Origin of the sequence: Cyanobium sp. Copco_Reservoir_LC18, from assembly GCF_009834675.1 — a bacterium.
GTDB classification, from domain to species: Bacteria; Cyanobacteriota; Cyanobacteriia; order PCC-6307; family Cyanobiaceae; genus Cyanobium; species Cyanobium minutissimum.
Genome location: NZ_ASAC01000005.1, coordinates 58,708 through 85,548, shown reverse-complemented (window position 1 = coordinate 85,548; position 26,841 = coordinate 58,708). Strand labels below are relative to the sequence as shown.

Here is a 26,841-nt window from a genome sequence, read left to right as displayed (position 1 = left end):
CGCCCCGCGCCCCTGCGGGGATCTCCTGTGGCGGCCCCGAAAAGTAAAGCTGTGTGAGGGATCCGGCCGCTCGCCCAAGGCCACTTTTGTTCACGGTTATCTTTCCGGGTCATTCACTCTGAATCCCTCCATGGCCCTTCCTCTGCTCGCCGCCCGACCCTCGAGCCTCAATGCCAGGGTGCCGAGTTTCGCGATCGCCAGTGAGGAATCCCCCCGCCAGGCCGTCGCCACCCTGGAGACCCGCAAGGCCTCGGGAGACCGCCTCAGCCTCGATGTCCAGATCGAGCAGGCCTATCGCCAGATCTTCTTTCACGCCTTCAAGGTGGATCGTGAAGTGGTGCTGGAATCCCAGTTGCGCAGCGGACAGATCACCATGAGGGATTTCATCCGTGGTCTGCTGCTGTCCCGGCGATTCCGTGAAGGTTTCTATGAATGCAACAGCAACTATCGTCTGGTTGAACAGCTGGTGGGCAGGGTGCTGGGGCGGCCCGTGTATGGCGACCAGGAACGGATCCGCTACTCGATCCTGATCGCCGAGCACGGGCTCGTGGCCCTGGTCGATGCCCTGCTCGATTCGCCCGAGTATCTCGAGGCCTTCGGTTACGACACCGTTCCCTACCAGCGCTCGCGGGTGCTGCCCGGGCGGGCCCTGGGGGAGCGGCCCTTCAACCAGCAGGCACCCCGCTACGACGGCCGTTGGCGTGACGTCATCGCCAGCAGGGCTCCCCGCGGCTCCAGCCCCTGGTCCCCCGGCACGCCCCGCCCCGCCTGGCTCGGGGAGCAGCCCTCGCCCCTGGCCCGCCAGATCTGGCAGGGACTGGTCACCGCCGGTGGCTTCGCCATCACCGGGCTGGTGCTCTGGACGGCGGCCGCCATGCTCAGCACCGGGGCGCCCTGAGCGTCGCCCTCCGGGAGGGATCACCGGAGCGTTCCTTTCCGCAGCGCGGCGAGTTGGATGGATGTCTTGCTTGCTGTGCTGACGGACACAAAATCGTGCTTCCCTTGGTGTCAGACGGTGGCGGCACCCTCGCCGCCACCGCCATGCATTAGGATTTGTAAAGATTTCTTGACCTTCCGGAGGTGCCTGTCATGTTCACGCTCGAAAAAGCGACCCAGATCTTTCCGGACACCCTTTCGGCTGACGTGGTGCCGGCCCTCACCGCCCGCTTCAGCCTCCTGAGCGCCGAGGACCAGCTGGCCCTGATCTGGTTCGCCTACCTCGAGATGGGCAAGACCATCACCATCGCCGCCCCCGGCGCGGCCCGCATGCAGTTCGCCGAGCCGGTGCTCAACCGGATCAAGGCGATGAGCTTCGCCGAACAGAGCCAGGTGATGGTCGACCTGGCCAACCGCTCGGACACCGAGATCTGCCGCACCTACGCCATCTGGTCGGTCAACATCAAGCTCGGCTTCTGGTACCGCCTGGGTGAGTGGATGGAGGAGGGCATCGTCGCCCCCATCCCCGAGGGCTACCAGCTCTCCGCCAACGCCGCTGCGGTTCTGTCCTCCCTCAAGGGCATCGACGCAGGGCAGCAGATCACCGTGCTGCGCAACTTCGTCGTCGACATGGGCTTCGACCCCAGCAAGGTGGATGGCAGCGAGCGCATCGCCGAGCCGATCGTGCTGCCGACGGCGCCCGAGCAGCGCACCAAGGTCTCGATCGCCGGCGTCGACAACGCCACGATCCTCTCCTACATGGATCTGCTCAATGCCAACGACTTCGACCAGCTGATCCAGCTGTTCCTCCCCGATGGCGCCCTGCAGCCCCCCTTCCAGCGGCCCATCGTCGGTACTGACGCGATCCTGCGCTTCTTCCGCGAGGACTGCCAGAACCTCAAGCTGCTGCCCGAAACCGGCGTGAGCGAGCCCTCCGATGGCGGGTTCACCCAGATCAAGGTGACCGGAAAGGTGCAGACCCCCTGGTTCGGGGCTGGCGTCGGCATGAACGTGGCCTGGCGTTTCCTGCTCGATCCCGAGAACAAGATCTATTTCGTGGCGATCGACCTGCTGGCCTCCCCCGCCGAACTGCTCAAGTTCGCCCGCTGAGCCGTTCGTCCACTGCCCCCGCGCCGGCGGGTCCCATGACCGGGGAGGCGATGGCCTCTCCGGTCGCTCGTCCATGGGGGGGCACCGGTCTGCTGCTCGGCACCGGCATCTTCGCGGCCTGGCTGGCCACCCTGGTGCTGGCCCTGCTGGCCGATCCCTCGGGCTGGACGCCGGTGACGCTTGCGCTGGTCGTTGCCCTGCGCACGTACCTGCAGACGGGCCTGTTCATCCTCGGCCACGATGCGATGCACCGCACCCTGGTGCCCGGCCGTTCCCGGCTCAATGATGGACTGGGACGGCTGGCCCTGCTCCTCTACGCCGGTCTTCCCTATGGCCGCTGCCGCCGTCACCATCTGCGCCATCACCGGGTCCCCGGCAGCCGCCGCGACCCCGATTTCCGGCGGGCCAGCGGGGATGGGGCCCTGCGCTGGTACGCACGGTTCATGGGCAACTATCTGTCCCTTGGGCAGCTGGTGCTGCTGCTGGCCAGCTGGCTGGCCGTGGGCGGAGGCCTGATGCTGCTGGAACCCGGACGGGCTCTGGCGGTCCCCACCTTCTGGGTGCTGCCGCTGGTTCTCAGTTCGTTCCAGCTGTTTCTGTTCGGCACCTATCTTCCCCACCGCGGTGAGGGATGCACGGCGTCCGGGCGCCATGCCGTCCGGACGTTGGGGTATCCCCACCTGCTCTCGCTGCTCGCCTGTTATCACTTCGGGTACCACCGGGAGCACCACGCCCAGCCGACGGTGCCCTGGTTCCGACTGCCGGAGTTGCGGCAGCGGCTGTCCGATCGTCACCTCCCAGGTCACGGCCACGGTGATCACCAGGATGATGACCAGGGAGGCGGGCCTGGTCTCGGCCCCGGGGACGGCTCGCGAACGCTCCGGCCCGGGCGTTAAGGTCCGAATTCAGCTGTTGAGACCCATGGTGAGTGCGGTGCTGGAGTGGACGGATCAGGAGCAGCAGGTGGCACGCCGCGCCTTCGACAAGGCCCACTCCAGAGCCGCCATCGGCATCATCCGGGCCGTCCAGGCCCATGCCGACCGCATGGATTCCGTGGAGGACTGCTGGAAACTGCATGACTTCCTCAGTATTCAGCGCCATGAGATCGAAGGACGTTTTGATTTCCGCCTCCCTGGCCTGCTGTTCGTCTTTGCCAGCCTGGTGAAGGATGGCCTGCTGCAGGTCGAGGAACTGGAAGGACTCGAGCGGGACAAGCTCAACAAGATCGCGGCGATGTCCCGCATGTGAGGGGAGCGCTGCAGATCTGCTGCACCCCACGGGCGGGAGGCCAGTCACCGTCGCCCTGGTGCCGGTGCAAGCCTTTCCAGGTGGTTCTCCCGAACCGGGCCCCCCGGGGTCGGGGGCCGCGGGGGCTGTAGGGTAAGGAAGATTCCAAGATTTCTCTCCAGCAAGCTCATCACTTTCGAAAAGGGCTGTCGAAGGATCGGTTCATAGTTTTTTTTCAGGTTCATGACCATTTACATCGGAAATCTTTCCTTCGACGCCGAAGTGGAAGACGTGAAGAATCTTTTCGCACAGTACGGCGAACTTCGCCAGTGCACCCTGCCCCTTGATCGCGACACGGGTCGCAAGCGCGGTTTCGCGTTCGTCGAGATGACCAACGACGCCGACGAGACCAAGGCCATCGATGATCTCCAGGATGTCGAGTGGATGGGCCGCAGCATCCGGGTGAACAAGGCCGAGCCTCGCACCGGCGGCGGCGGTGGCGGTGGTCGCTCCGGTGGTGGCGGCGGTTACGGCGGTGGTGGCGGCGGCTATGGCGGCGGCGGTGGCCGCAGCCGCTACTGAGTCATCCCCGGCTGATCGGCCCCTTGCGGGGGGCCATTCCTTGCACCGCTCCCGGTTCTCCGGGGGCGGTTTTCTGTTTTCCGGGGTGGTTCCTGGCCCGTTCGTTCCCCCGCCCGCCGCCGCCGCCCCGTGTGGGGAGTCCGGCACGGATCGAAAGACACTCTGCTGCTGGGGCCGCTTGGGGTGGTCGGGGAGCAGATTGGGCCCATGAGTGATGCAAGCCCTCGCGGCCGTTACCGGGTCCGACCCGCTGACCAGAACGAGACCACCGTGCCCAGCGAGGTGACCGGCCCCACCTTCGACCACCGCGACGAGGCCGAGCGGTACGCCCAGAACCTGGTGCTCACCCACCAGGCGCCGGTGGTGGTCGAGAAGCTGGCGCCTGCCGGCTGCTGGCTTCAGCTCGGGATCATCGGCTGAGGCGGAACCCCCAGCGCCCCGAGCTCCTCGGCGGCCTGCAGACGGATCAGGTAGGCCAGGCTGGAGCCCACACCGGTGCCGCGGTAGCGACCGCTGACCGGCGCCGCCAGGTGATGATCGGGCGCGGCAGCCAGGATCACGTGGCCGTCGGCCACCGCCAGACCCAGGCTGGGGTCGAAGCCCCTCCACCCGCCTCCGGGCAGGTAGACCTCCGCCCAGGCGTGCAGTTCGTGCTCGCTCACCTCGGGGGGATGGTGCATGGAATAGCCGCTGACGAACCGGGCCGCCAGTCCCTGGCTGCGGCAGGCCGCCACGAAGAGCATGGCGGTGTCCCGGCAGGCTCCGGTGCGTGTGCGCAGGGTCTCGGCCGCATCGGTGGGTTCCCCTTCCAGCCGGCCGACATGGTGAAACCCGTGGTGGATCCCATCGGCGAGGGCGCTGAGGAAGGCGGTGGCCGACCGGTCGACACCGTCGGCGATGGCCTGGGCCCAGTCGCGCACGCTGGAGTCGGTCCGATCCTGCAGGCAGCCCGCCAGGGAGCAGGCCTCCGCCTCCGGGTAGGTCACCGGCAGCTGCTGGGCCCCACGGTGGGTCACGATCCAGTCGAAGGGGTTGCTGCGCAGGGTCTCCACCAGCATGTCCACCGTGATCGTGAGCTGGTCGCGCTCCTGCTGGAACCAGGCCACCATCGCGTCGGTGCCATCGGGCTCCAGCACCCGGCTCAGGCCCGCTGGAGCCTCCTCCAGCCGCAGGTGGTGCTCCAGGATCCTCTGGCTGCCGTCCTGCCGGGGGGTGAGCCGCAGGGCCATCGGCTCCAGAAAGACGGGCCGCTCGTAGGTGTAGCTGAGACGGTGGTGGATGCGGAAGAACATCGCTCAGCCCATGGCCTCGCGCAGGACGTCCTGGAGGTCGTCATCGATGACGTAGGCGTGCAGCGGCTCGGTGTCCAGGTCCTCGACGAGGGGGAAGAAGCGGACCGAAAACCAGGCCTCGAACAGTTCCAGGCTGCGGGGGTGGGGCCAGCGGCTGCGGTCGCGGCACCAGAGGTCGAGCTCGGCGGCGAAGATGTCCCCGTAGCTGTCGAGCAGGCGGTCCTGGGCCTCCAGCTCGCTGTCGTAGGTGGGGATCAGGTAGAGGCTGTGGTCCTCCCCCAGCCCTTCCATGTCCTCCCGGGTCCAGAAGGGCCGGGTCCAGTCCACCATCGGCTGCCGGGGGGCCACCGCGATCGCGCAGCGGTTGAGAACGGCCATCGATGGGTTGTCTGTGGCTGCTTCAACGCTAGCGAGGTCGGGCCTGGCGAGCAGCGACCATCGATCGGGCATCGATCCGGCCTCCGCCAGGTATCGATGGTTGCCAGTCCCGACCCCCCATGGCCACGATGTGTTCATCGCTACCCAGCCATCGGCGCCTGCCGCTGCCCGCCCGTCCCATGCCTCTCCGCCGGAACCGCCTTCGCCCCAGCGCCCACCCCACAGGCCGCCGAGCCCGGTGCCCGATCCCCGCGGGGGTCAACCCTGCGGCCGGCCTGATGGCCGCAGGGCTGCTGGCTGCGGCGCCGGCGAGCCTGGCCCAGCAGGATCCCGCCGCCACGGTGCTCTACAGGCTGGCGACCCAGTGCGCGCTGAAGGGCGCGGCCCCTGTGCCCTGCACCGTGGAGGCGGTGGACAGCGGCGGCGCCACCCTCTACCGCCATCGCATCGGCACCGGCGTCGAAACCGTCCGCATCACCTCGGAGCCGGTGACCATGGCGATCTGGGCCCATGACGCCCGCAGCTGGCGGCCCCTGCGGGGGGCCTCGGCCCGTTTCTCCACCAACACGGTCTGCTTCAACGGCCAGGACCTCTGCGTGGTCAACCCCAACTACCTCAACAGCGTCCGGCAGGATCGCGCCAACACCCGCCTCCAGGGCCGTGATCTGGTGATGGTGCATTTCGGCTCCGACGGCCGGGTGGACGCCAGCTGCTACGACGACGCCTGCGCCCTGTTGCTGAAATGAAGAACCTCAGCGGACTCGCCCTGTTGATGGCCGGAGTGATCGCCTCCCCGGTCGGGGCTGGCCTGGCCCGGGAGCTGTCCTCCCCCCACGGCGGTGAGTTGATCGCCCGCGGCGGCGGCGGTGGCGCCCGCGGCGGTGGTGGCGCCCGGATGGGCGGCGGTGGCGGCGCCAGGGTTGGGGGTGGCGGCGGCGGTGGCCTCGGTCGGGCCGGTGGTGGCGGATCCCTGGGCCGCAGCGGCTTCCAGGGATCCGGCGGGGCCGGCGGACTGAACCGGGGCGTCACCCGGCCCGCCGGAGGCTGGAGCAGCGGCGTCGCCGGCGGTGGCCTGGGCGGCCCCTCGTTGAATCGTCCTGCGGCCCGCCCCGGCGGCGTGGTCGGCAACCCGGGCCTCAACAGGCCCACCGGAACCGGAACCCTCAACCGCAATGTCAACCCCAACCTGAACCGCAACGTCAACGTCAACCGCAACATCAACCGCAGCGTCAACGTCAACCGCAACTGGAACCGCGCCGTCAACGTCAACGCCATCGGCGTGCGGCCCGGCTGGGCCCGTCCGGGCTGGGGCGTGGCCCGGCCCTGGAACCACGGCTGGTACGGCGGCTGGGCCACCCCGTCCTGGGGCTGGTGGGGGGCCAGCGCCGTCGCCTGGGGGGTGGGTGCCCTGGCGACGGCCGCGATCATCAACAGCGCGGTGGATGCGGCGGTGGCCAGCAACCAGACCGTGATCGTGGTGCCCAACACCCAGTACCAGCTGCTGTTCGGCACGGTCCAGCCGACCGGCACCAGCACGGTGGCCTTTGATGTCAGCGCCAACGGCAGCGTCTACCAGCTGTCGGCCGACTGTCAGTCGGGGCTGCTGAACGGCCAGGTGCCGGGCAATGCCCAGGAAGCGGAACTCCTCAATGCCGCCTGTCAGGTGGCCTTCGGGACCGCTTCCTGAGCCGGGGGCTCACCAGGGCAGGGGGGCCCGCTGGGCGCCGATGCTGCAGCCCATCTGCTGGCCCAGCAGGGCCCCGAGCGGCACGGCCCAGGTGCGGCCGTCCTGGCGGGAGGCGGCGTAGCCCAGGCCACCGCCGATGATGCCGCCCACCAGCCGGCCCACGTTGCAGCGCTGGGCCGTCTGGGCCTGGATGTAGTCGGGGGCCACCGGCAGGTTGGCCCGGTAGCGGTCGACGTCATAGTCGGCCCGGTAGCCGCCGCCGTAGCCGTCGCCGTAGGAGGAGGGGCTGGGCAGGGTCGGCACGGGGTAGGGAACGCGGCGGCTGTCGACCTGACGGGTGGCGCCGGACGGGCCCCAGGGACCGGCCCAGGCCTCCAGGGGAGCGGCGAGGAGGGCCAGGACGCCGGTGGTGCCCAGCAGGCCCGCGACGCGGCGGGATGCCTGGCGAAGGACGGTGTTCATGGTGTTCGCGTTGTGAGGAGCGACCCCTGAGGTGGGGCTGACATCAATCAAGCGAAGCGATGTGACCGATCCATGAACGGCTGGCGGCCGATATCGGACAGGATGCGACTCCGGCCCCAGCCAGGGCCTCTGCCCCTGCTGGCGGTGTCCAGTGCATCGCTTGCTGTACGACCCCTGGCCGGATCGCCACGCCGTTGCCAGCGTGACCGGGAGGGTGGGAGAACCCGATGAGCTGGAGTGAACTGGAACGCTTCGTCGATGAGGCCGAGACGGATGAGGTCATCCGCCGCGGGTTGCGCCATTGCCGCTCCGGCCCGGAGCTGATCCTGGCCGCCCGCCGGCTGGGTTACCACGTCACGCGGGTGGATCTGCAGCGGGCCTGGCAGCTGCACCGGCTGGGGAGGGAGCCCCGGCCCGTTCCGGCAGGGCAGCGGCCGGCTCCAGGAGGCTGATCTCGGCGTGCACGCACTCGGCCGTGGGCCGGAGCTGGAAGCCCAGCTTCCGGCAGACGTGCTGCATGCCCCGGTTCTCGTGCAGGATTTCGGCGCTGATCCGCTCCAGTCCCTCCTGGCGGCCGATCTCCAGCAGCAGACCCAGCAGGGCGGTGCCCAGCCCCTGCCGCTGCCACGGATCGGCGATCAGCATGGCGAACTCGGCCGCGTTCTCGTCGTGGATCCGGCTGAGCCGGCCCACCCCCAGCAGCTCGGCCGCCGCCCCGTGCTCCCCCGCCCGCTCCGCCACCAGGGCCATTTCCCGATCGTAATCGGTGAAGCAGATGCGGGTGAGCCGCTCGTGGGCGATCCGATGGCCCAGGGTCATCAGATGGAAGTAGCGGAAGTAGACGCTCTGCTCCGAGAGGGTGCGATGGAACGCCACCACCAGGGGTTCGTCCTCCGGCCGGATCGGCCGCAGGGTCACCGCTGAGCCGCCGGGCAGGCGCCAGTCGCGGACGTAGGCGCTGGGGTAGGGCCGGATCGCCGGCCGGGGGGTGAAGCAGCTGGCTCCGGAGGAGGCCTGCAGCAGCACGCGGGCGTCGAGGGCCACCAGGGCGCCGTCCCCGCCCCCCGGCGCCACCCGCAGCGGATTGATGTCGAGTTCGAGGATGGAGGGGTGCTCCAGCACCAGCCGGCTCAGGCGCACCAGCAGCCGTTCGAGCGCCGCCAGATCCACCGGCGGTCGTCCGCGCACCCCCTGCAGCGCCCCATAGATCCGGGTGCGCTCCATCAGCCGCCGGGCCAGGGTGGTGTTCAGCGGCGGCAGGGCCACGGCACTGTCCTGGAACACCTCCACCAGCAGGCCGCCGGTGCCGAACAGGATCACCGGTCCGAACTGGGGATCGATGCTGCTGCCGACGATCAGTTCGTAGGTCCCGGTCAGGTCCAGCATCGGCTGGACGGTCACCCCGCCGAAGGCGCTCGCCCCGTGCCGGCCGACGATCGCGCTCTCCATGGTCCGGTAGGCCCGGGCGACCGCCTCCCCGTCGGGCAGGTTCAGCTGCACTCCGCCGACGTCGCTCTTGTGGGTGAGCTCGGCGGAGAGCAGCTTCACCACCACCGGGTAGCCCATGGCCTCGGCGGCGGCGCTGGCCGCCTCGGCGCTGAGGGCCATGTGGGTGGGGACCGTGGGAATGCCGTAGGCCGCCAGCACCTGCTTGGCTTCCCATTCGTTGAGCAGGGTCCGCCCTTCGGCCTGCACTGCGGCCAGCAGCTCCTCCACCCGCCGGCGGTCGACGTGGGGCTCGTCGGCACCGGCCGCCACCGCGGCGTCCGTGGTGGCAGCCGGCTCCATTGCCGGCACCAGGGCCGGCGTCTCGTAGAGGGCGCGCAGGTTGTCGCTGTAGCGCCACATGGCATCGAACAGCCGCACGGCCGCGTCCGGGTAGCGGTAGGTGGCGATGCCGGCGGCATTGAGCAGGCGTTCCCCCGGCTCCACGTCCCGGCCCCCCATCCAGCTGGCCAGCAGGGGCTTGGTGGTGGTGGCCGCCAGGGCCACCAGCCGTTCGGCCGTGGCGGTCGGGTCGGTCATGGCCTGGGGGGTGAGCACCACCAGCAGCCCGTCGCTGTTGGGGTTCTCCAGGGCCAGACGGATGGCCCGCCCGTAGCGCTCCGGATCGGCGTCCCCGAGGATGTCGATCGGGTTGGCCCGGCTCCAGTGCTGCGGCAGCACGGCATCGAGGGCCGTCAGGGTCGCCTCCGGCAGCCTGGCCAGGGTGCCGCCGTGGCGCACCAGGGCGTCGGTGGCGATCACGCCCGGCCCGCCTGCGTTGGTGAGGATCGTCAGCCGCGGCCCCAGGGGACGGCGGCGCTGCTTGGAGAGCACCTCGGCCAGGTCGAAGAGGTCGGCGATGCTGTCCACCCGCAGCACGCCGCAGCGCCGGAAGGCGGCATCGAGCACGGCGTCGCTGCCGGTGAGCGCGCCGGTGTGGGAGGCCGCCGCCTGGGCCGCCTCCGCCGTGCGCCCGGCCTTGATCACCACGATCGGCTTGGTGAGGGCCACCTCCCGCGCCGCCGAGAGGAACGAGCGGGGATCCCCGATCGACTCCATGTAGATGACGATGCTGTGGGTGTCCGGGTCGTCGCCCAGGTAGGTGATCAGATCCCCCCAGTCGACATCGAGCATCGAGCCCATCGAGACGAAGGCGCTGAAGCCCACGTTCTCCTGCAGGCTCCAGTCGAGGACCGCGGTGCAGATCGCCCCCGACTGGCTCAGGAAGCCCACATGGCCGGGGCGGGCGACGGTGCCGGCGAAGGTGGCGTTGAGGCCGGTGCGGGGATTCATCAGCCCCAGGCAGTTGGGGCCCACCAGCCGCATGCCGCTGCGGCGCAGGCCATCGCGGATGCGGGCCTCCAGGGCGATGCCCTCGGCGCCGATCTCCCGGAAGCCCGCCGAGAGCACGATCACGCCCTTCACCCCCGCCGCCGCGCAGGCCTCGATCAGGGCCGGCACCGTGGCGGCCGGGGTGGCGATCACCGCCAGATCCACCGGCTCGGGCACCTCCGCCACCGTGGCGTAGGCCCGGATCCCCAGCACGCTGGCCCGCTTCGGATTGACGGGGTAGACGGTGCCGCCGAAGGGATGGCTGATCAGGTTCCAGAGCACGCCCCGGCCGACGCTGCCCGGCCGGTCGGAGGCCCCGATCACCGCCACGCTGCGGGGGGAGAACAGCGCCGCCAGCGGCTGGTGCTGGGAGCGCAGGATGTCGTAGGCCCGGTCAGAGGCGCCGTCGCCCCCCGCGGAGGCGAGTGCACTCATCGGTACACCAGGACCGGACAGGGGGACTGGACCAGCACCCGCTGGGTCTCGCTGCCGATCAGCATCCCCACCAGGCCGCGGCGGCCGTGGGAGGCCATCAGGATCAGATCGCACCCCAGCCGGGTGGCGGCCTCGACGATGGCCTGGTGGGGCAGGTCGCTCATCACCTTCTCGCCGGTGGCGCTGACGCCGGCCTGCGTCGCCACCGCCAGGGACTCCTCCAGGATCCGCTCCACGTCCTTGCGGCTGGCACTCATCAGGGCCTCCATCGTGGTGGCATCGAGCATCTCGCCGAGCCCCACCACCTGCACCGGCACGCTGGCCTGGGCATGGAAGAAGGTGATGCGGGCCCCCAGGGCCGCGGCCAGGGCCACGGCATGGTGCACGGCCTGCATCGAGAGCTCGGAGCCGTCGCTGGGAACCAGGAGGTGGCGGTAGGGCATGGGAGCTGGGGGTCTCCCCTCTGTCTACTCACGGCCCCTGATCAGTGCAGGGGTCAGTGGAGTGGATCGCTGATCACCAGAACCGAGCAGGCCAGCCGTCGCAGCAGCCCGGTGGCCTGGTCGCTGGCGGGAATCGGCAGGCCCTCCACCAGGCGCCGCAGGGAGCGCAGGATCACCAGATCGTGGCTCTCGCTGCTGCGCTCGATCGCCTCGGCCACGTTCGGGTCGGCCAGGAGCTCCACCGCCACCGGGACGGTCCCACCGGTCCCGGGGGGTGAAGGAATCCAGGCCTGGAGCTGGCGGTTCAGCCGCTCCCGCTCCGCCTGGGGCAGCCAGGGCTCGTGCACGTGCAGCAGGGTGATGGCGGCCCCCTCCCCGGGCGGGCGGGCGCTCAGCAGCCGCTCCGCCAGCTGGAACTGCTCCAGGGCCCCGGCGGAGAGGTCCTTCACCGGCACGAGCAGCCGCCGGAATCCGGCCGGATCCTCCCCCAGCCGGGCCATCACCACCGGGCAGTGGGCCTGGCGGCAGATCGCGGCCACCAGATCGCCGAACAGCCAGCGTCCCAGGCCGGGGCCCCTCGCCACTCCGACCAGCACCAGATCGGCGCCCTGCTCCAGAGCCGCCCGGGCGATGCCTCCCGGGATGTCGTTGTCGACCCGCAGCAGGGAGCGGCTGGGCACCCCCGCCGCCGCCGTGCGGGCATCGGCCCGCTCCAGCCGCTGCCGCCCCTCCGCCAGGGCCCGGTGCACCACGGGGGGATGGGGGCCGCGGCCCGCCCCGGCCTGGCGGGGGGACACCACCGCCAGGGGCAGCACCAGGCCCTGGCGGCCCGCCTCGCCGTCGATCAGACGGCCGGCCAGGGCCAGCAGGAACCCCTCGCTGCGGGCGTCGCTGACGGGCACCAGCACCCGCAGGGCCCGTCGCACCAGGGCCAGCTGGCCGCTCTCCTGCAGGCTGAGCTCCCGGGAGCGGCGGCTGGCCATCCGGGTCATCGCCACCGTGGTCAGGATCGGCCCCAGGGTCGCCGTCACCACCATCAGGGCCAGCACACTGTTGAGCATCCGCTCATCCAGCAGGCCCTGGCGGAACCCCACGTAGGTGGCGGCCAGGGTGGCCGCCACCTGGGGGATCGACAGCGACCACAGGGTGAGCATCTGGGGCCCGTCGTAGCGGTACAGCAGACCCGACCACCAGGAGGCCAGCCCCTTGCTGGCGATCAGGGACAGGATCAGGGCGACGGCGAAGGCCGAGCCCGTCATGGTGCTCAGGAACACCGGCACATCGAGCAACAGGCCCAGATCGATGAAGAACAGGGGGATGAACAGGCTTGCCCCCACCACCACCACCTGCTCCTTGACGCGGCCGTCCGGCAGTACGCCGTTCACGGCCAGGCCGGCGAGGAAGGCACCGACGATCTTCTCCACACCGGCCAGTTCCGCGCCCACCGCCGCCAGGAACAGGGCCAGCAGCACCGCCACGAACAGGCGGCTGTCGCCATCGACGCTGCGGCGGATCAGCCCCCGGCCCAGCCAGCGGATCAGCAGCAGCACGGCGGCGGCATAGACGGCCACCTTGAGCAGCAGCCCCACCACCCCTTCGGTGCTCAGCTGGCCCTGCCCCAGGCTGACGCACAGGGCCAGCACCACCAGGGCGGCGATGTCGGTGAAGATCGTGCCGCCGATCGCCACCGTGACGCACTCCTCCCGCATGGCGCCGAAGCTGCGCACGATCGGGTACCCCAGGGGGGTGTGGGAGGCCAGGATCGAGCCGATCAGCACGGCGCTCACGGCCGGGTAGCCGTAGAAGAACCCCAGCACCGTGCCGGCCAGCATCGGCAGGGTGAAGGTGAGCAGTCCGAAGCGGAAGGAACGGGCCCGGATGCGCTGGAACTCCCCCAGGTCGATCTCCAGACCGGCGATGAACAGCAGGTAGATCACCCCCACATCCGAGAGCAGCCGCACGGTCTCGCTGGTCGACACGAGCCAGCCCAGGCCGTGGGGACCGATCGCCACCCCCGCCGCCAGCAGCCCCACCAGATCGGGCAGCCGCAGCGGCCGCACCAGGGGGGGCACCACCACGCTCAGCACCAGCAGCAGGGCGAAGATCGCCAGGGGATTGCCAGCCAGGAAGGTGCCCACGGGGATCGGGAGGGACGGCAGGGTGGTCCTCCAGGCCTTCCTAGGAGCGCCGCCAGCGGCGGTCCCCTCCGCGCCTCGTCTCGTAACGGGCCCGCACCTGTCCGCGCCCCCCACCAGAATCGGCACCATGACGCAGTCCGCCTGGCGCCAGCACTGGTATCCGGTCGCCTACCTGCGGGATCTCGATCCCGCCAGGCCCACCGCCTTCACCCTCCTGGGCGAGGACCTGGTCCTCTGGTGGGACCGGGCCGGCCAGCTCTGGCGCGCCTTCGCCGATGTCTGCCCGCACCGGCTGGTGCCCCTGAGCCAGGGGCGCATCAACGCCGGTGGCGAGCTGGAATGCCCCTACCACGGCTGGAGTTTCGCCGGTGACGGCCACTGCACCGCCATTCCCCAGGCCGAGCCGGGGGCGAGCCCCAGCGCCGTGCGCTCCCGCTGCCGGGCCTACGCCGCCGCCGAGGCCCAGGGCCTGCTGTTCGTCTTCGCCGGTGAGGCGGCCGAGGCTGCGGCGGTGCCCCTGCCCCTGGTGCCCGTGCTGGAGGAGCCGGGCTGGTTCGTGCAGGACACCTTCCGGGACCTGCCGATGGATGCCCTCACCCTGCTGGAGAACGTGCTCGATGTGAGCCACGTCCCCTTCACCCACCACCGCACGGTGGGCAAGCGGGAGAATGCCGCCCCGGTGGTGGCGACGATCACCGGCTCCGGTCCGGAAGGGTTCACGGCCCTGTGGGAGGAAGGCCCCCGCAAGGGCAAGCTCGGCAGCCAGCACACCACCTTCGCCGCCCCCGGGCTGATGTGGCACGACCTCACGGCCCCCGGCTTCGCCCGCATCCTCACGGTGGTCTACGCGACGCCGATCCGCCGCGGGGAGTGCCGCCTGTTCGCCCGCTTCCCGTTCCAGTTCCAGTCACGGCTGCCTCCCCTGCTGCTGGGCCTGCGGCCCCGGTGGCTGCAGCACATCGCCAACCACACTGTGCTGGAGGACGACCAGGTGTTCCTGCACTGGCAGGAGCGGGTGCTGGAGCAGCGGGGCCGCAGCGGCGGGGCCGAGCGGGCGTTCTTTCTGGCCACGGTCGCCGATGTCTACGTGAAGGCCCTGCACGACTGGGTCAACGACCACGACGGCGACCCCTTCCCCGGCCAGGCCCTGCCCCCCCGGCTCGATCGGGCGGCCCTGATGGACCGCTGGACCAGCCACGGCCAGCACTGCGCCTCCTGCCGCGGCGCCCTGCAGGGACTGCGGCGCTGGCGGCCGCTGGTGCAGGCCATTCCCTGGCTGGCCCTGCTGGCGATCGCCTGGTGGCGGACGCCCCCGGTGCTGGTCACGGGGCTGCTGCTGGCGGTGGCCGCGGTGCTGCTGGCCCGGCGCTTCGATCGCTGGGAACGGCTGCTGCTGGCCGGGGACGGCGAACCGCCCCGCAACAGGCCCGACTGAGCAGGCCGGACCTGCCGATTCAGCCTTTCCAGCCGGCCAGGTGGGACGCGGCCCTGGAGCGCACCAGGGATCGGGCGGCCGCCAGGGCCGGGGCCAGATTGGCCGAGCTGAAGGGGGGCAGGGGGCGGCTGCGCAGCCAGGCTCCCCAGCGGAATTCGTGGAAGGGGATCAGGGGGGCAGGATCGATCATCCCCTCCTTCTTCAGCCGCCAGACCAGGGAGCGGTAGGGGTCGTCCTGCAGCTCGGGCAGGCGCTGCGGCAGGGCCGTGGGCACCAACGGTCCGTGGCCGCGGCCGTCATAGAGGTACAGCCAGCCCCGGGCCTGCAGTTCGGCGAGCACCGCCTCGGGCGGATCGGCCGGCCGATCGAGCACCAGGTAGCCGTAGGCCATGGCGCCGGGATCCAGCTCGATGAGCCCCCGCAGGCGGTGGTGGCGGTCGACCATCCAGAGCGCGTCGCCCGCTCCGCGCACGAGGGGAACGGGTTTGCCGCGCAGGTAGCGCAGGCGCTGCTCCGCCGTCTCCAGGGAGAAGTCCTGCTGGCGGCTGCGCACCTCGGCCAGGCCCACGCACATCTGGGTGGGCCGCAGATCGGCGATGGCGACGCTGAGCAGGTCCGCCTTCGGACCCGGAGGGGGCAGGGGCCGGTAGGGGGGCAGGTGCAGGCTCATGGGTGCCGGTGGCTGAACCCCATCCTGACCGCTCCGCGACGGACCTCACCGCCGACGTTCAGCCCCGGGAATAGGGTCAGGCCAGCCACGGATGTTCATGAGCACCGCCCCTGACCGAGCCATCGCTCCGGAGGGACCCCACGGCCCGATCGGGGTGCTGGTCTGTGGCCACGGCAGCCGCAACCGTCTGGCGGTGGCCGAATTCGCCTCCCTGGCCCATCAGCTCCAGCACCACCTCGCCCCGGTGCCCGTGGACCACGGCTATCTGGAGTTCGCCCGGCCGATCCTGCGCGACGGCCTGGACGCCCTGCGCCAGCGCGGCGTGCGGCACGTGCTGGCCGTGCCGGCGATGCTGTTCGCCGCCGGCCACGCCAAGAACGACATCCCCTCGGTGCTCAACACCTACGCCGCCGAGACCGGGCTGCGCATCGACTATGGCCGGGAGCTGGGGGTGGACCTCAAGATGATCCAGGCCGCGGCCGCCCGCATCCGCGCCGCCCTCGAGAGCGCCGACGCCGATGCCCTCGCGGCCGGTCGCAGCCCCGTGCCGCTGCACGACACCCTGCTGGCCGTGGTGGGGCGTGGCTCCTCCGATCCGGACGCCAACTCCAACGTGGCCAAGGTGACCCGGATGCTGGTGGAGGGCTTCGGCTTCGGCTGGGGGGAGACCCTCTATTCCGGGGTCACCTTTCCCCTGGTGGAGCCGGGCCTGCGCCAGGCCGTCAAGCTCGGCTTCCGGCGCATCGTCGTCTTCCCGTACTTCCTGTTCTCCGGCGTGCTGGTGAGCCGGATCCGTCAGCACAGCGAGCGGGTGGCCGCCGACCATCCCGGGCTGGAGCTGGTCCAGGCCGGCTACCTGGGCGACCATCCCCAGGTGCTGGACACCTTCCGGGAGCGGGTCGCCGAGGTGCTGGGGGGCGATGTGGCCATGAACTGCTCGCTCTGCAAGTACCGGGCCCAGGTGCTCGGCTTCGAGCGGGAGGTGGGGGCGCCCCAGCACAGCCACCACCACCACGTCGAGGGGCTGGTGGAGAGCTGCACCCTCTGCGAGCGGGAATGCACCGGGGCCTGTCAGCCCGATGGCGTGCCCGTGCCGCTGGGGGGCACGGGGTCTGGCCATGGCCACGGCCAGGAGGGCCATCACCACCACCACCCCGTCTATCCCCACGCCGACCATCCGCTGGGCCCCCGTACCCTGCGGCGGTCGACCGACTGACCCGCGGAGCGGCCAGGCCAGGGGCGCCGTCCTCGCCGGTCTCATCTCTCTCTGGGTCCAGAGAGACTGAGTTCTGATCACTTGTTCCGATGGTTCGGGGGTTTCCCCCATCGCGGTCACGTTTTCCCCCGATTTGCGGCGCTTTTCCACAGATCTCGGCCTTCCGGCCGCTTCAGGGCGTCAGGGCTGGGGAAAGTCATGGATGGCTTGGAACAGCCTTGACAGGGTCCGCCGCCGGCGGTCCGCAGCTCCCGTGTTCTGCAACACCTTGCCGGCAGCCCAGCCGGGGCCGCGAGTCTCATCCCCTGTGCCCGACGGGGCCTCGCCACCACCGGTTTTTGACGCCGGCCATCCCCTGTGGCGTACTTGGAGCGAACTCAGTGGAATCCCAGCAGCATGGCCATGGATCCTGAGCACCCGGGGTGCGGCGGCGAAGAGGCGAGTGTGAGCCTGGAAGCCGAGGTGCCTGAGGTGCTCTACGCCGGCATGCGCGAGTTCATCGACGCCCATCCGCACTGGGACCAGTACAGCGTCATCACCTCCGCCCTGGCCGGCTTCCTGTTCCAGAACGGCTGCCAGGAGCCCGTGGTCTCCCAGCACTACCTCGACGGCCTGTTCCAGAAGCCCTGACCCGGGGGCTGAGGCCTGGGCAGGCCATGCGCATCGAAGGGGCCGGGCGGACGTCCGGGCCAGGCCGACAGCGGGCCAAAAAAAAGCGAGGGTGCCAACCCCCGCCGATGGTTTTCTCCCTTGCCCGACCCTTTGGAGGTCGCCCCGTCATTGTGCGCATGGGGGGCCGCCAAGATTGTGGTGATCGACACCAGCTGTGCCCTGCTGTGACGGCTCCCTGACCGGACCGCCCTTCAGTGGCGCCGCATCCCGGCGGCGGCGGCGGCGCAGGCCCGCCAGGTGATCGCCATTTCCGTGAGGGTGGGGCTCTGCCAGCCGGCGCTCGGCCAGCAGGCCCCATCGGTGACCAGCACATTGGCGGCCCCCCAGCAGCGGTTCCAGGGGTCGACGACCCCCTCCTCGGGGCGCTCGGCCATGCGGGCTCCCCCCAGTTCGTGGATGTAGTAACCCGGCGGCGGCGGCTCCGGACGCACCGCCAGGCTGTTGCGGATCAGGGGTTCCAGCACCGGCACCACGAACAGCTCCTCGATCGGCCGGATCCGGCCCCCCGCCGCGGCCACCACCGCCGCCATGCGCGCCTGCATGTGGTCCACCATCGCCGCCTCGTTCGCTCCCCAGCGGCAGTCGATGTGGGGGATGGGCAGGTCCCAGGCGTCGGTGCGGGAACCATCCAGGCTCACCCGGTTCCCCGCCCGGGGCAGCACCTCCCCATGGCCGATCAGGAAGCCCACCGCCTCGCCGGGACGGCGCCGCAGCAGGGCGGGGGGATCGAAGCGCTGCAGGGCGGCCCAGATGCCGTAGCCGCGCAGGAAGGCCTCCGAGCTGCCTTCGTCGAGGTTCACGGTGTTGGGGATGAAGCAGCTGCCGGCTCCGGAGAGCTCGGCGGGTTCGGGGGGGGCCGCAATCGCGGGGATCGAGAAGAAGCGGCTGGTGGAGATGTGGTCCATCAGGTAGCGGCCCAGGCTGCCGGAGGGGTCGCTGAGGCCGCCGCTGCGCACGGCGTCGCTCGAGTGCAGCAGCAGCCGCACCGTTTCGATCGTGGAGGCGCAGAGCACCACCAGGGGGGCGGCGAGGCGCTCCCGCCGGCCGCTGGCCCCGTCCACCAGCACCACCGCCTCGGCCCGCCGCCCGCTCCGGTCCATCTCCAGATGGCTCACCACCGCGCCGCTGCGCAGCTGCACCCGGCCCGTCGCCAGGGCCCGGGCCAGGCTGCGGCCCTGGGCGCTGGAGGGGGGCCAGGGTTCCTCCGGGGTGGGCCGGTGCAGCCGGAAGCCGCGGGAGTGGATCAGGGGCAGCCCCAGCTCGCGACCGATCGCCGTCTGCAGGTGTTCCTCCCCCGGCGTGAAGGGCAGGGGCGGCCGGTACCGCCCGTCCGGCAGCTGGGGAAGGCCGTCCCGCTGGCCGTGCACCCCCAGCAGGGTCTCGAGCCGGTCATAGAAGGGCGCCAGCTCGGCGGTGCCGATCGGCCAGGCGGGGCCATGGCCGTCCCGCCGGCCCGCCTGGAACTCCGCCTCCGAGAGGCGAAGGGTGATGCCCCCCCAGGTGAGGCTCTTGCCGCCCACCTGGCGCCCCCGGGTCCAGAGGAAGGGAGCGTCCGGTGGTGTGCTGTAGGGGTTCTGCCGTTCGTCGACGAACAGCTCGGGGTTGTGCTTCCAGAAGCCCGGATGGTGCCGCTGCAGGCGCTGGCGGCCGCTGCTCAGGTGGGCGAGACGGCGCAGGCTGTTGAGCGGTTCGCTGCCCAGGGCCCGACGGGCGGAGAGGTCCGGCCCCGCCTCGAGCACCAGCACCCGCAGCCCCGCCTCCGCCAGCACCATGGCGGCCACCGACCCATTGGCCCCCGCCCCTACCACCACCGCGTCCCAGGGGATCTCGCTGCCGGCAGGGGTGGATGGGGCGGCGGACATCGGCAGGCGAACCGGTCCCGGCATCATGCAGGAGCGGCCGGTGAGCCTCCGCCCCCCGGGGGCACCGGTGTCAGCCGTTGAGCAGGTGGCGGATCACCCGCGGGTTGGCCCGCAGTGATCTGGCCAGCAGGGAGAAGCCGGACTCCCTGCCCTGGTGGGTGCGACAGCTGTGGAGCACCGTGGCCGACGCCAGGATCATCAGATCCAGCAGGGTGTGCACGTTCGTCTCGTGGCGATCCAGATCATTGCTGAAGTGCAGGGGCCGGCCACCGGTATCCGGAACCCCGTGGACGACGATCAGCCGGTCCTGCCAGAAGTCCCGCGCATACTCCAGACAACGATGGTCATCGGTGCAGACGATGACCCTGTGGGATGGGAGGACCTGGATGGTCCGGAAGAAGGACACGTAGTCGGTGGTCAGATCCGTGTTCCGAATGTGGATCGCCTCGTAGGTCCCCAGTTCGCCCAGGCGTCTTCGGATCTTGGCCTGCAGCTCAGGAAGAAAGCGCAGATGGCGGAGAGCCTTGATCGCGTCGAGCCCGCCGCCGCACTGGTCGTGGACCAGAATCTCCTCGGGATGGCTGCAGCTGAAATCGAAGGACAGGGGCTCCTGCGTCTTTTTGTCGACGAAATTGTTGATCGTCCGGCTGTAGGCGGCCTCGTAGGTGTCAAGGCGACCCTGGAGGCAGGCCGGCAGGCAGGAGCGGCCGGAGAGAGCCTGGGGAGGCCAGCCGAAATCGAAATGGCCATCGGTCCGAAACCAGTGGCTCATGCAGTCGTGCCACCCCGAACGTCGCGTGTCGACCCACAGGTCTCTGTCGTGGATGAGGCAATAGAGACGACACCGATGGATCTGACAGAGGATGTCATTGAGCCCGCCACGGGGTCGGCAGAGCAGCAACTTGCGATGGCGATCTCTCCAAGGTCGACGCAGGATGACCTGGGCAATGGCATCCTTTATCTTGTATCTGTAAGGGATACGCATGCCGGCATTCCCGTGCCTGCAAGTTAGCAGCCGTGGCTGTTGCCAGCCATCCCGATGGCGGCATGGCCTGATCGTCGTGGAGCCTCACAGCAGTCTGTCCTTCTCGTCGTCCGTGCTGATCGCCGAACGTTCTGACCGCCGTAATGCCTGACCAGCGAAAGCCTGAGCAGGGGAATGCCTGCGTCTGGGACAGCGGCACGGTGGGGGCGCTGGCCGAGGCCGTCCATCCCCCGGGGCGCCTGCCTCAGGTCAGACCCCGGGACGCCGACAACGACAGAGCTAAAACAAATCCCCCCAGCCAAGGACTGGGGGGCTGCTGGGAAACCCTTGGGGGGGTCACCGGAGTTGGTGGCGGGGAGGAGATTTGAACTCCTGACCTTCGGGTTATGAGCCCGACGAGCTACCAGACTGCTCTACCCCGCGTTGCACACGTGGTCGGCGGATGTCCGCGTCGCACCTGTGAATTGTATCAGTCGATGCCCCCGCCTCAGGGGCGGGCCCCGTCGAAGCGCAGCTCGCCGATCACCTCCAGGCGCAGGTGGTCGGCCGGTGCCAGATAGCGCTGGCGCAGCTCCACCAGGGTGGTGGGGGTGAGCCACTCAAGCTGCTCCAGCAGGTGCAGGGCCACCGCCTGCTTGGCCCGCCGGGCCCCGTCGTCCACCTTGATGGCCACCCCCATGCCCTCGCCCACCCGGCTGAGGCACTGGATGCCTTCGGCGCCCCCCTTGCTCAGCACCTGGCCGTGGGCCAGGCGCATCAGCTCGGTGTCGAACTGCCCGTCCCCGGCGATCAGATCCGGGTGGGCGAGCATCGCCCGGCTGAGCCGCTCCAGGTCGGCCTGCTCCCCGCTGCCGAGGTGGGCGAACAGCAGGGCCATCTGGGCCAGCTGCAGCTGCAGGGTGGGGGCGCCGCAGTCGTCGCGGGCGCTGATCAGTTCGGCCCCCGGCAGCCCCAGCAGCTCACCGACCCGCTTGAGGACCGCCTGCTGCAGGGGATGGTCGGCCTGGAGGTAGCCCTCAAGCGGCCAGTGCATCTGCCGGCAGGCGGCCAGGAAGGCCGCGTGCTTGCCCGAGCAGTTGTGCTCCAGGGGACTGCTGGCGCCGGCGGGAGTGGGGCACTGGAGGTCCTCGGTGTCGAGTTCCGCACCCCAGAGCAGCTTGAACGCCTCCCGGGCATGCAGGGCGGTGCCGGCATGGGAGGCGCAGGCGATCGCCAGGCCCCGTTCGCCGGCCCCCATCCGGTCGGCGGCGCCGCTGCCCACGAACACGGTGGCCTGGAAGGGCTTGAGGGCGGAGCGCACGAAGCTCAGCTGCTGGGGGTCGCCGGCGCGCATCAGCACCCGGCCCCGCTGGTCGCAGACCACCGCGTGCACCCGGTGCCGCGACTCGACGATGCCGTTGCGCAGCAGGCGGACCTCCAGGGGGGGGATGCCGGGGCGGCCCGGGCCGGCGAAGCTGGAGGACAGGGTCATGGGGGAGGAAGCGGATCCGCGGAGGCCGACCTCAGAGAGCCTGGCAGAGCCCCGACCCGAGCAGCATCAGGGTGATGGCGATGGCGACCGCCTGGCGCAGGCGGGTCAGCACCGGCTGCACCTGGTGGCGGGCCACCAGCAGATCCTGCTGGCGCCAGGTGATCGGCTTCTCCCACACCTGGCCGTCGTACCAGCCCGATTCCTCGTACTCCACCCGCTCCGAGACCAGTCGCTTCCGCACGTAGGTCCAGCCGAGCCACTGGCGCAGCAGCAGCACCATGGGCAGCAGCACGGCGGCGGTGGCCGCGGCGATCACCAGCCGGACGGGCTCATGGCGGAGCGTCAGGCTGCCGCTGGCCACCAGCAGGGCCGGGGGGAAGGAAAGCAGCCAGGCGAGCCCCAGGGCCCGCCACAGTCCCGCCGGGCCATGGGCGGGCCAGTGGAAGAACCAGGAGCGGCTGAGCTGGTCGTACTCCTGCAGCGGCCGCTGGGCCGGCGGCACCGGGCAGGGGGTGTCCTGGCTGGGCAGGCTCGGAACGCCGGCGGCCATCGCTGCGCCCCTCAGCCGCCGACCGGGCCGGCGCCGCCCACCTCGAGGGGGGCACCGACGTAGCGCTCCTGCTCGCCGTGGCCCCAGAAGGACTCGAGGTCGTAGTAACTGCGCTCCTGGGGGGTGAGCACGTGCACGATCAGTTCGCCGTAATCCAGCAGCACCCAGCGGCCCTCGCTCTGGCCCTCGCGCCGCAGGGGCAGGCGGGCGGCGTCGGTTTCCAGCCGGTCTTCGACGGAGCGGGCGATGGCCCGCACCTGCACGTCGCTGAGGCCGCTGCAGATCACGAACCAGTCGGCCAGGGAGGACACCTCATCGACCCGGATCAGGCGGATGTCGACGGCCTTGCGGTCGTCGCAGGCTTCGGCGGCCAGCAGGGCCAGGTCGCGGCTATCCATAGACATTCTCGCTGGTGACCGACTGGCGGGAGCCCTGCTGCTGGGCCATTTCGGCCCGGGCCTTGCCGGCGCTCTTGCGCAGGGCCTCGAGGCGGTCCTCGTAGAAGGTGCGGCGGCGCTTCTTGCGGGTCTGCTCCACCAGCTCCTTGAGGGCGCCCCCCAGGCTCTTGTAGGCGTTGGGCAGGCTATAGCCGAAGCGGCAGGCCAGATCGATGGCCCGCTCGTCGGCGAGGATGGCGTCCTGGAGTCGCTTCTCGGAGTTGTTCTTGAGGTAGAGGCGGTAGCCGGCGAAGCCTGAGAGCCCCAGGGCCATCACCAGCAGCAGGCCGTCCTGCACCCACAGCTCGCCGATGGCACCGCCCAGGCCGATGGCCAGGGCGGCCATCTCCCAGCCGTCCCGGGGGATGGCGTCGTTCTGGATGCGGCCCACTTCGTGCCAGAAGAGCAGGTTGCGGTGATCCAGGGCGAGGGCGTCCCATTTCTCCAGATCCACCTGGATCTCCACCTCATCGCGGCCGATCTCCTCGATGGTGATCAGGGGCGGATCGACGGAGGCGGCCGCTTCCACGAACACCCAGCTCTGCATCTCAGGGGGCAGCAACCCCTTCAGGCGCTGGAGTTCGCTCATCGGCGGCGTCTCGGGCGAAGGTATCTCATCAGATTAGCGATTGCCTGCGGTGGAAGCGGCGCCGGCAGGCCGGTCGGGACGGCGACCGTGAGAGGCTGGGCGGGTTTGCCCGACCACGCCCTATGCCCCGCCGCACGGATCTGAGGCGCATCCTGCTGCTGGGGTCGGGACCGATCGTGATCGGCCAGGCCTGCGAGTTCGACTATTCCGGCACCCAGGCCTGCAAGGCCCTGCGGGCCGAGGGCTACGAGGTGGTGCTGGTGAATTCCAACCCCGCCTCGATCATGACCGACCCGGACCTGGCGGATCGCACCTACATCGAGCCCCTGACCCCCGAGGTGGTGGCCCGGGTGATCGAGGTCGAGCGGCCCGATGCCCTGCTGCCCACCATGGGCGGCCAGACCGCCCTCAACCTGGCCGTCGCCCTGGCGGAGAACGGCACCCTGGAGACCTACGGGGTCGAGCTGATCGGTGCCGATCTGGCGGCGATCCGCAAGGCGGAGGACCGGCTGCTGTTCAAGGAGGCGATGGCCCGCATCGGCGTGGCCGTCTGTCCGTCCGGGATCGCCAACGACCTGGAGGAGGCGGTCCGGGTGGGCGATGCGATCGGCACCTACCCGCGCATCATCCGCCCGGCCTTCACCCTGGGGGGATCGGGCGGCGGCATCGCCTACAACCCGGAGGAATTCCAGGCCTTCTGCAAGAGCGGCCTGGAGGCCAGCCCCGTCTCCCAGATCCTGATCGAGCAATCGCTGCTGGGCTGGAAGGAGTTCGAGCTGGAGGTGATGCGCGACACCGCCGACAACGTGGTGATCGTCTGCTCGATCGAAAACCTCGACCCGATGGGGGTCCACACCGGTGATTCGATCACCGTCGCCCCCGCCCAGACCCTCACCGACCGGGAGTACCAGCGGCTGCGCGACCAGTCGATCGCCATCATCCGCGAGATCGGCGTCGACACCGGCGGCAGCAACATCCAGTTCGCCATCAATCCCGCCAACGGGGATGTGGTGGTGATCGAGATGAACCCCCGGGTCAGTCGCAGCTCGGCCCTGGCCAGCAAGGCCACCGGCTTCCCGATCGCCAAGATCGCCGCCCGGCTGGCGGTGGGCTACACGCTCGACGAGATCGTCAACGACATCACCGGGGCCACGCCGGCCTGTTTCGAGCCGACGATCGACTACGTCGTCACCAAGATCCCCCGCTTCGCCTTCGAGAAGTTCCGCGGTTCCCCGGCCGTGCTCACCACCTCGATGAAGTCGGTGGGGGAGGCCATGGCCATCGGCCGCAGCTTCGAGGAATCCTTCCAGAAGGCCCTGCGCTCCCTGGAGACGGGCCATGCGGGCTGGGGCTGCGACCGTCCCGATCCCCCCCAGGATCCGGCGGACCTGGAGCGGCAGCTGCGCATCCCCTCCCCGGACCGGATCCATGCGGTGCGCGCCGCCATGGTGGCCGGTCGCAGCGACGACGAGATCCACCGGCTCAGCGCCATCGACCCCTGGTTCCTGGCCAAGCTGCGCCGCATCCTGACGGTGGAAACCACCCGGCTGCGGGGCCGTTCCCTGGAGGCCATCGACGCCGGAGCCCTCCTGGAGCTCAAGCAGACCGGCTTCTCCGACCGCCAGATCGCCTGGGCCACCGGCAGCGACGAACTCACGGTGCGCCGCCGGCGCCAGGCCCTGGGGGTGCGGGCCGTGTTCAAGACGGTCGACACCTGCGCCGCCGAATTCGCCTCCTCCACGCCGTACCACTACGCCACCTACGAGCGGCCCCTGGAGCGGCTCGAAGCCGATGGCTCCCTCACCCTGCTGGCGCCCGAGGACGAGGTGACCCCCGAAACCCGCCGCAAGGTGATGATCCTGGGGGGTGGGCCCAACCGCATCGGCCAGGGCATCGAGTTCGACTACTGCTGCTGCCACGCCTCCTTCGCCCTGCGGCAGGCCGGGTTCGCCACCGTGATGGTGAACAGCAACCCGGAGACGGTCTCCACCGACTACGACACCAGCGATCGCCTGTACTTCGAGCCCCTCACCCTGGAGGACGTGCTCAATGTCATCGAGGCGGAGAAACCCGAGGGGGTGATCGTCCAGTTCGGCGGCCAGACGCCCCTGAAGCTGGCGATCCCCCTGCTGCGCTGGCTGGAGAGCGAGGAGGGCCGCGCCACCGGCACCCGCCTCTGGGGCACCTCGCCCGAATCGATCGACCGGGCCGAGGACCGGGAGCAGTTCGAGGCGATCCTGCGGCGCCTGGAGATCCGCCAGCCCCGCAACGGCCTGGCCCGCAACGACGGCGAGGCCCGGGCGGTGGCGGCGGCCGTCGGCTACCCCGTCGTGGTGCGCCCCAGCTACGTGCTGGGCGGCCGGGCGATGGAGGTGGTCTTCGACGAGGAGGAGCTGAACCGCTACATGGTGGAGGCGGTGCAGGTGGAGCCCGACCATCCGGTGCTGATCGACCAGTACCTGGAGAACGCCATCGAGGTGGACGTCGACGCCCTCTGCGACAGGGAGGGGACGGTGGTGATCGGCGGCCTGATGGAGCACATCGAGCCGGCCGGCATCCACTCGGGCGACTCGGCCTGCGCCCTGCCCTCGGTGTCCCTGGGGCCCGAGGCCCTGGCCACGATCCGCCGCTGGAGCACGGAGCTGGCCCTGGCGCTGGAGGTGCGCGGCCTGATCAACCTCCAGTTCGCCGTGCAGAACGACGGCGCCGGCAACGAAACGGTGTTCATCATCGAGGCCAACCCGCGGGCGTCCCGCACCGTCCCCTTCGTGGCCAAGGCCACCGGCGTGCCCCTGGCCAAGATCGCCAGCCAGCTGATGGCCGGCCGCACCCTGACGGAGCTGGGTCTGCTGGCGGAGCCGCGGCCGCCGCGGCAGACCGTGAAGGAGGCGGTGCTGCCCTTCAAGCGCTTCCCCGGCGCCGACACCCTGCTGGGGCCGGAGATGCGCTCCACCGGCGAGGTGATGGGGATCGCCGCCAGCTTCGGCCTGGCCTACGCCAAGGCCGAACTCGCCGCCGGTGAACCCCTGCCCACCAGCGGCAGCGTGTTCCTCTCCACCCACGACCGCGACAAGCCCGCCCTGGTGCCGGTGGCCCGCGCCCTGCTGGCGGCGGGATTCACCCTCACCGCCACCAACGGCACCGCCGCGATGCTCAGCCAGGCCGGCCTGGCGGTGGAGCCGGTGCTCAAGGTGCACGAGGGCCGGCCCAACATCGAGGATGCGATCCGCTCCGGCCTGGTCCAGCTGGTGGTCAACACACCGGTGGGTCGCCAGGCCGCCCACGACGACCGCTACCTGCGCCTGGCCGCCCTCGACTACGCCGTGCCCACCGTCACCACCATGGCGGCGGCGAGGGCGGCGGTGGAGGCCATCGCCGCCCTGCAGCAGCAGCAGCAGGTGGAGGTGGCGGCCCTGCAGGACATCCACCCGCCCTGGGTAGGGTGAG

26 protein-coding genes and 1 tRNA gene are annotated in these 26,841 nt (G+C 70.5%); 13 read left to right on the top strand and 14 right to left on the bottom strand.

What is annotated here, in order from left to right:
• The first annotated feature begins 130 nt into the window (after positions 1 to 130).
• From L107_RS02970 to L107_RS02945, 6 genes are all read left to right on the top strand, one after another.
• Positions 131 to 898, top strand: a complete 768-nt coding sequence (locus L107_RS02970; protein WP_159816381.1) for a phycobilisome rod-core linker polypeptide — start codon at positions 131 to 133, stop codon at positions 896 to 898.
• 191 nt (positions 899 to 1,089) lie between these two features.
• Entirely contained in the window at positions 1,090 to 2,046 is a 957-nt protein-coding gene (locus tag L107_RS02965) for an orange carotenoid-binding protein (protein ID WP_159816380.1), read from the top strand.
• 50 nt (positions 2,047 to 2,096) lie between these two features.
• Positions 2,097 to 2,942 (top strand): fatty acid desaturase, encoded by an 846-nt coding sequence (locus tag L107_RS02960; RefSeq protein ID WP_159816379.1) that lies wholly within the window; start codon positions 2,097 to 2,099, stop codon positions 2,940 to 2,942.
• Between the two features lie 25 nt (positions 2,943 to 2,967).
• Entirely contained in the window at positions 2,968 to 3,294 is a 327-nt protein-coding gene (locus tag L107_RS02955) for a hypothetical protein (protein ID WP_159816378.1), read from the top strand.
• 222 nt (positions 3,295 to 3,516) lie between these two features.
• Positions 3,517 to 3,855, top strand: coding sequence for an RNA-binding protein (locus tag L107_RS02950; RefSeq protein WP_015108480.1), 339 nt, complete (start codon positions 3,517 to 3,519; stop codon positions 3,853 to 3,855).
• Positions 3,856 to 4,062: 207 nt separating this feature from the next.
• Complete coding sequence (locus L107_RS02945; protein WP_159816377.1) at positions 4,063 to 4,275, top strand: hypothetical protein; 213 nt, start codon at positions 4,063 to 4,065, stop codon at positions 4,273 to 4,275.
• Here the strand turns inward: L107_RS02945 and L107_RS02940 are convergent.
• On the bottom strand, positions 4,254 to 5,147 hold the full coding sequence (locus tag L107_RS02940) for a transglutaminase family protein (RefSeq protein ID WP_159816376.1): 894 nt from the start codon (positions 5,145 to 5,147) through the stop codon (positions 4,254 to 4,256). The two genes, L107_RS02945 and L107_RS02940, sit on opposite strands and share 22 nt — an antisense overlap.
• Positions 5,148 to 5,150: 3 nt before the next feature.
• A complete protein-coding gene (locus L107_RS02935) occupies positions 5,151 to 5,525 on the bottom strand; it encodes a hypothetical protein (protein WP_159816375.1) in 375 nt (124 codons plus the stop codon).
• A gap of 278 nt (positions 5,526 to 5,803) precedes the next feature.
• Between L107_RS02935 and L107_RS02930 the strand changes: the two genes are divergently transcribed.
• Together L107_RS02930 and L107_RS16870 are read left to right on the top strand one after the other, a co-directional pair.
• Complete coding sequence (locus tag L107_RS02930) at positions 5,804 to 6,271, top strand: hypothetical protein (protein ID WP_236550470.1); 468 nt, start codon at positions 5,804 to 5,806, stop codon at positions 6,269 to 6,271.
• Positions 6,268 to 7,212, top strand: coding sequence for a hypothetical protein (locus L107_RS16870; RefSeq protein WP_159816373.1), 945 nt, complete (start codon positions 6,268 to 6,270; stop codon positions 7,210 to 7,212). Before L107_RS02930 ends, L107_RS16870 begins: the two co-directional genes overlap by 4 nt.
• A 9-nt stretch (positions 7,213 to 7,221) precedes the next feature.
• Here the strand turns inward: L107_RS16870 and L107_RS02920 are convergent, their stop codons facing one another.
• Complete coding sequence (locus tag L107_RS02920; RefSeq protein ID WP_159816372.1) at positions 7,222 to 7,674, bottom strand: hypothetical protein; 453 nt, start codon at positions 7,672 to 7,674, stop codon at positions 7,222 to 7,224.
• A 227-nt stretch (positions 7,675 to 7,901) separates the two neighbouring features.
• Here L107_RS02920 and L107_RS02915 point away from each other — a divergent pair, with 227 nt between their 5' ends.
• Positions 7,902 to 8,126 carry a Nif11-like leader peptide family natural product precursor gene (locus tag L107_RS02915; RefSeq protein WP_159816371.1) on the top strand — a complete coding sequence of 75 codons (225 nt, stop codon included), beginning with the start codon at positions 7,902 to 7,904 and terminating at the stop codon, positions 8,124 to 8,126.
• Here L107_RS02915 and L107_RS02910 read toward each other — a convergent pair.
• Genes L107_RS02910 through L107_RS02900 form a run of 3 tightly spaced genes read right to left on the bottom strand, consistent with a single transcriptional unit; the run spans position 8,029 to position 13,507 of the window.
• Entirely contained in the window at positions 8,029 to 10,926 is a 2,898-nt protein-coding gene (locus tag L107_RS02910; RefSeq protein WP_159816370.1) for a bifunctional acetate--CoA ligase family protein/GNAT family N-acetyltransferase, read from the bottom strand. The genes L107_RS02915 and L107_RS02910 overlap by 98 nt on opposite strands.
• Positions 10,923 to 11,369 (bottom strand): universal stress protein, encoded by a 447-nt coding sequence (locus L107_RS02905; RefSeq protein ID WP_159816369.1) that lies wholly within the window; start codon positions 11,367 to 11,369, stop codon positions 10,923 to 10,925. Before L107_RS02905 ends, L107_RS02910 begins: the two co-directional genes overlap by 4 nt.
• A 53-nt stretch (positions 11,370 to 11,422) precedes the next feature.
• Positions 11,423 to 13,507 carry a cation:proton antiporter gene (locus L107_RS02900; protein ID WP_159816368.1) on the bottom strand — a complete coding sequence of 695 codons (2,085 nt, stop codon included), beginning with the start codon at positions 13,505 to 13,507 and terminating at the stop codon, positions 11,423 to 11,425.
• A gap of 127 nt (positions 13,508 to 13,634) precedes the next feature.
• Between L107_RS02900 and L107_RS02895 the strand changes: the two genes are divergently transcribed.
• Positions 13,635 to 14,942, top strand: coding sequence for a Rieske 2Fe-2S domain-containing protein (locus L107_RS02895; RefSeq protein WP_159816367.1), 1,308 nt, complete (start codon positions 13,635 to 13,637; stop codon positions 14,940 to 14,942).
• Positions 14,943 to 14,961: 19 nt separating this feature from the next.
• On the opposite strand, the gene L107_RS02890 is transcribed toward L107_RS02895, so the two are convergent.
• Positions 14,962 to 15,612, bottom strand: a complete 651-nt coding sequence (locus L107_RS02890) for a ParB-like protein (RefSeq protein ID WP_159816366.1) — start codon at positions 15,610 to 15,612, stop codon at positions 14,962 to 14,964.
• A gap of 97 nt (positions 15,613 to 15,709) precedes the next feature.
• Between L107_RS02890 and L107_RS02885 the strand changes: the two genes are divergently transcribed.
• Both L107_RS02885 and L107_RS02880 read left to right on the top strand, forming a co-directional pair.
• The gene (locus tag L107_RS02885; RefSeq protein ID WP_159816365.1) at positions 15,710 to 16,828 is read left to right on the top strand and encodes a sirohydrochlorin chelatase; all 1,119 of its coding nucleotides are present in this window, start codon (positions 15,710 to 15,712) and stop codon (positions 16,826 to 16,828) included.
• Positions 16,829 to 17,224: 396 nt separating this feature from the next.
• A complete protein-coding gene (locus tag L107_RS02880; RefSeq protein ID WP_106222696.1) occupies positions 17,225 to 17,458 on the top strand; it encodes a DUF2811 domain-containing protein in 234 nt (77 codons plus the stop codon).
• A 233-nt stretch (positions 17,459 to 17,691) separates the two neighbouring features.
• On the opposite strand, the gene L107_RS02875 is transcribed toward L107_RS02880, so the two are convergent.
• The 7 genes from L107_RS02875 to L107_RS02845 form a co-directional block, all read right to left on the bottom strand.
• Positions 17,692 to 19,362 carry a GMC oxidoreductase gene (locus tag L107_RS02875; RefSeq protein WP_159816364.1) on the bottom strand — a complete coding sequence of 557 codons (1,671 nt, stop codon included), beginning with the start codon at positions 19,360 to 19,362 and terminating at the stop codon, positions 17,692 to 17,694.
• A 70-nt stretch (positions 19,363 to 19,432) separates the two neighbouring features.
• A complete protein-coding gene (locus L107_RS02870) occupies positions 19,433 to 20,134 on the bottom strand; it encodes a hypothetical protein (protein WP_159816363.1) in 702 nt (233 codons plus the stop codon).
• Positions 20,135 to 20,693: 559 nt separating this feature from the next.
• Positions 20,694 to 20,770: transfer RNA gene (locus L107_RS02865), tRNA-Met, on the bottom strand.
• Positions 20,771 to 20,834: 64 nt separating this feature from the next.
• Positions 20,835 to 21,818, bottom strand: a complete 984-nt coding sequence (locus L107_RS02860) for an asparaginase (protein ID WP_159816362.1) — start codon at positions 21,816 to 21,818, stop codon at positions 20,835 to 20,837.
• Between the two features lie 31 nt (positions 21,819 to 21,849).
• A complete protein-coding gene (locus L107_RS02855) occupies positions 21,850 to 22,368 on the bottom strand; it encodes a CGLD27 family protein (RefSeq protein ID WP_159816361.1) in 519 nt (172 codons plus the stop codon).
• A gap of 11 nt (positions 22,369 to 22,379) precedes the next feature.
• Positions 22,380 to 22,766: a ribosome silencing factor gene (gene rsfS, locus L107_RS02850; protein ID WP_015108461.1), complete on the bottom strand. Its 387-nt coding sequence runs from the start codon at positions 22,764 to 22,766 to the stop codon at positions 22,380 to 22,382.
• A complete protein-coding gene (locus L107_RS02845) occupies positions 22,759 to 23,394 on the bottom strand; it encodes a DUF3318 domain-containing protein (RefSeq protein ID WP_015108460.1) in 636 nt (211 codons plus the stop codon). The genes rsfS and L107_RS02845 overlap by 8 nt, the downstream gene beginning before the upstream one ends.
• 122 nt (positions 23,395 to 23,516) lie before the next feature.
• Here L107_RS02845 and carB point away from each other — a divergent pair, with 122 nt between their 5' ends.
• Positions 23,517 to 26,840: a carbamoyl-phosphate synthase large subunit gene (carB, locus tag L107_RS02840; RefSeq protein ID WP_159816360.1), complete on the top strand. Its 3,324-nt coding sequence runs from the start codon at positions 23,517 to 23,519 to the stop codon at positions 26,838 to 26,840.
• The last annotated feature ends 1 nt before the right edge of the window (position 26,841 follow it).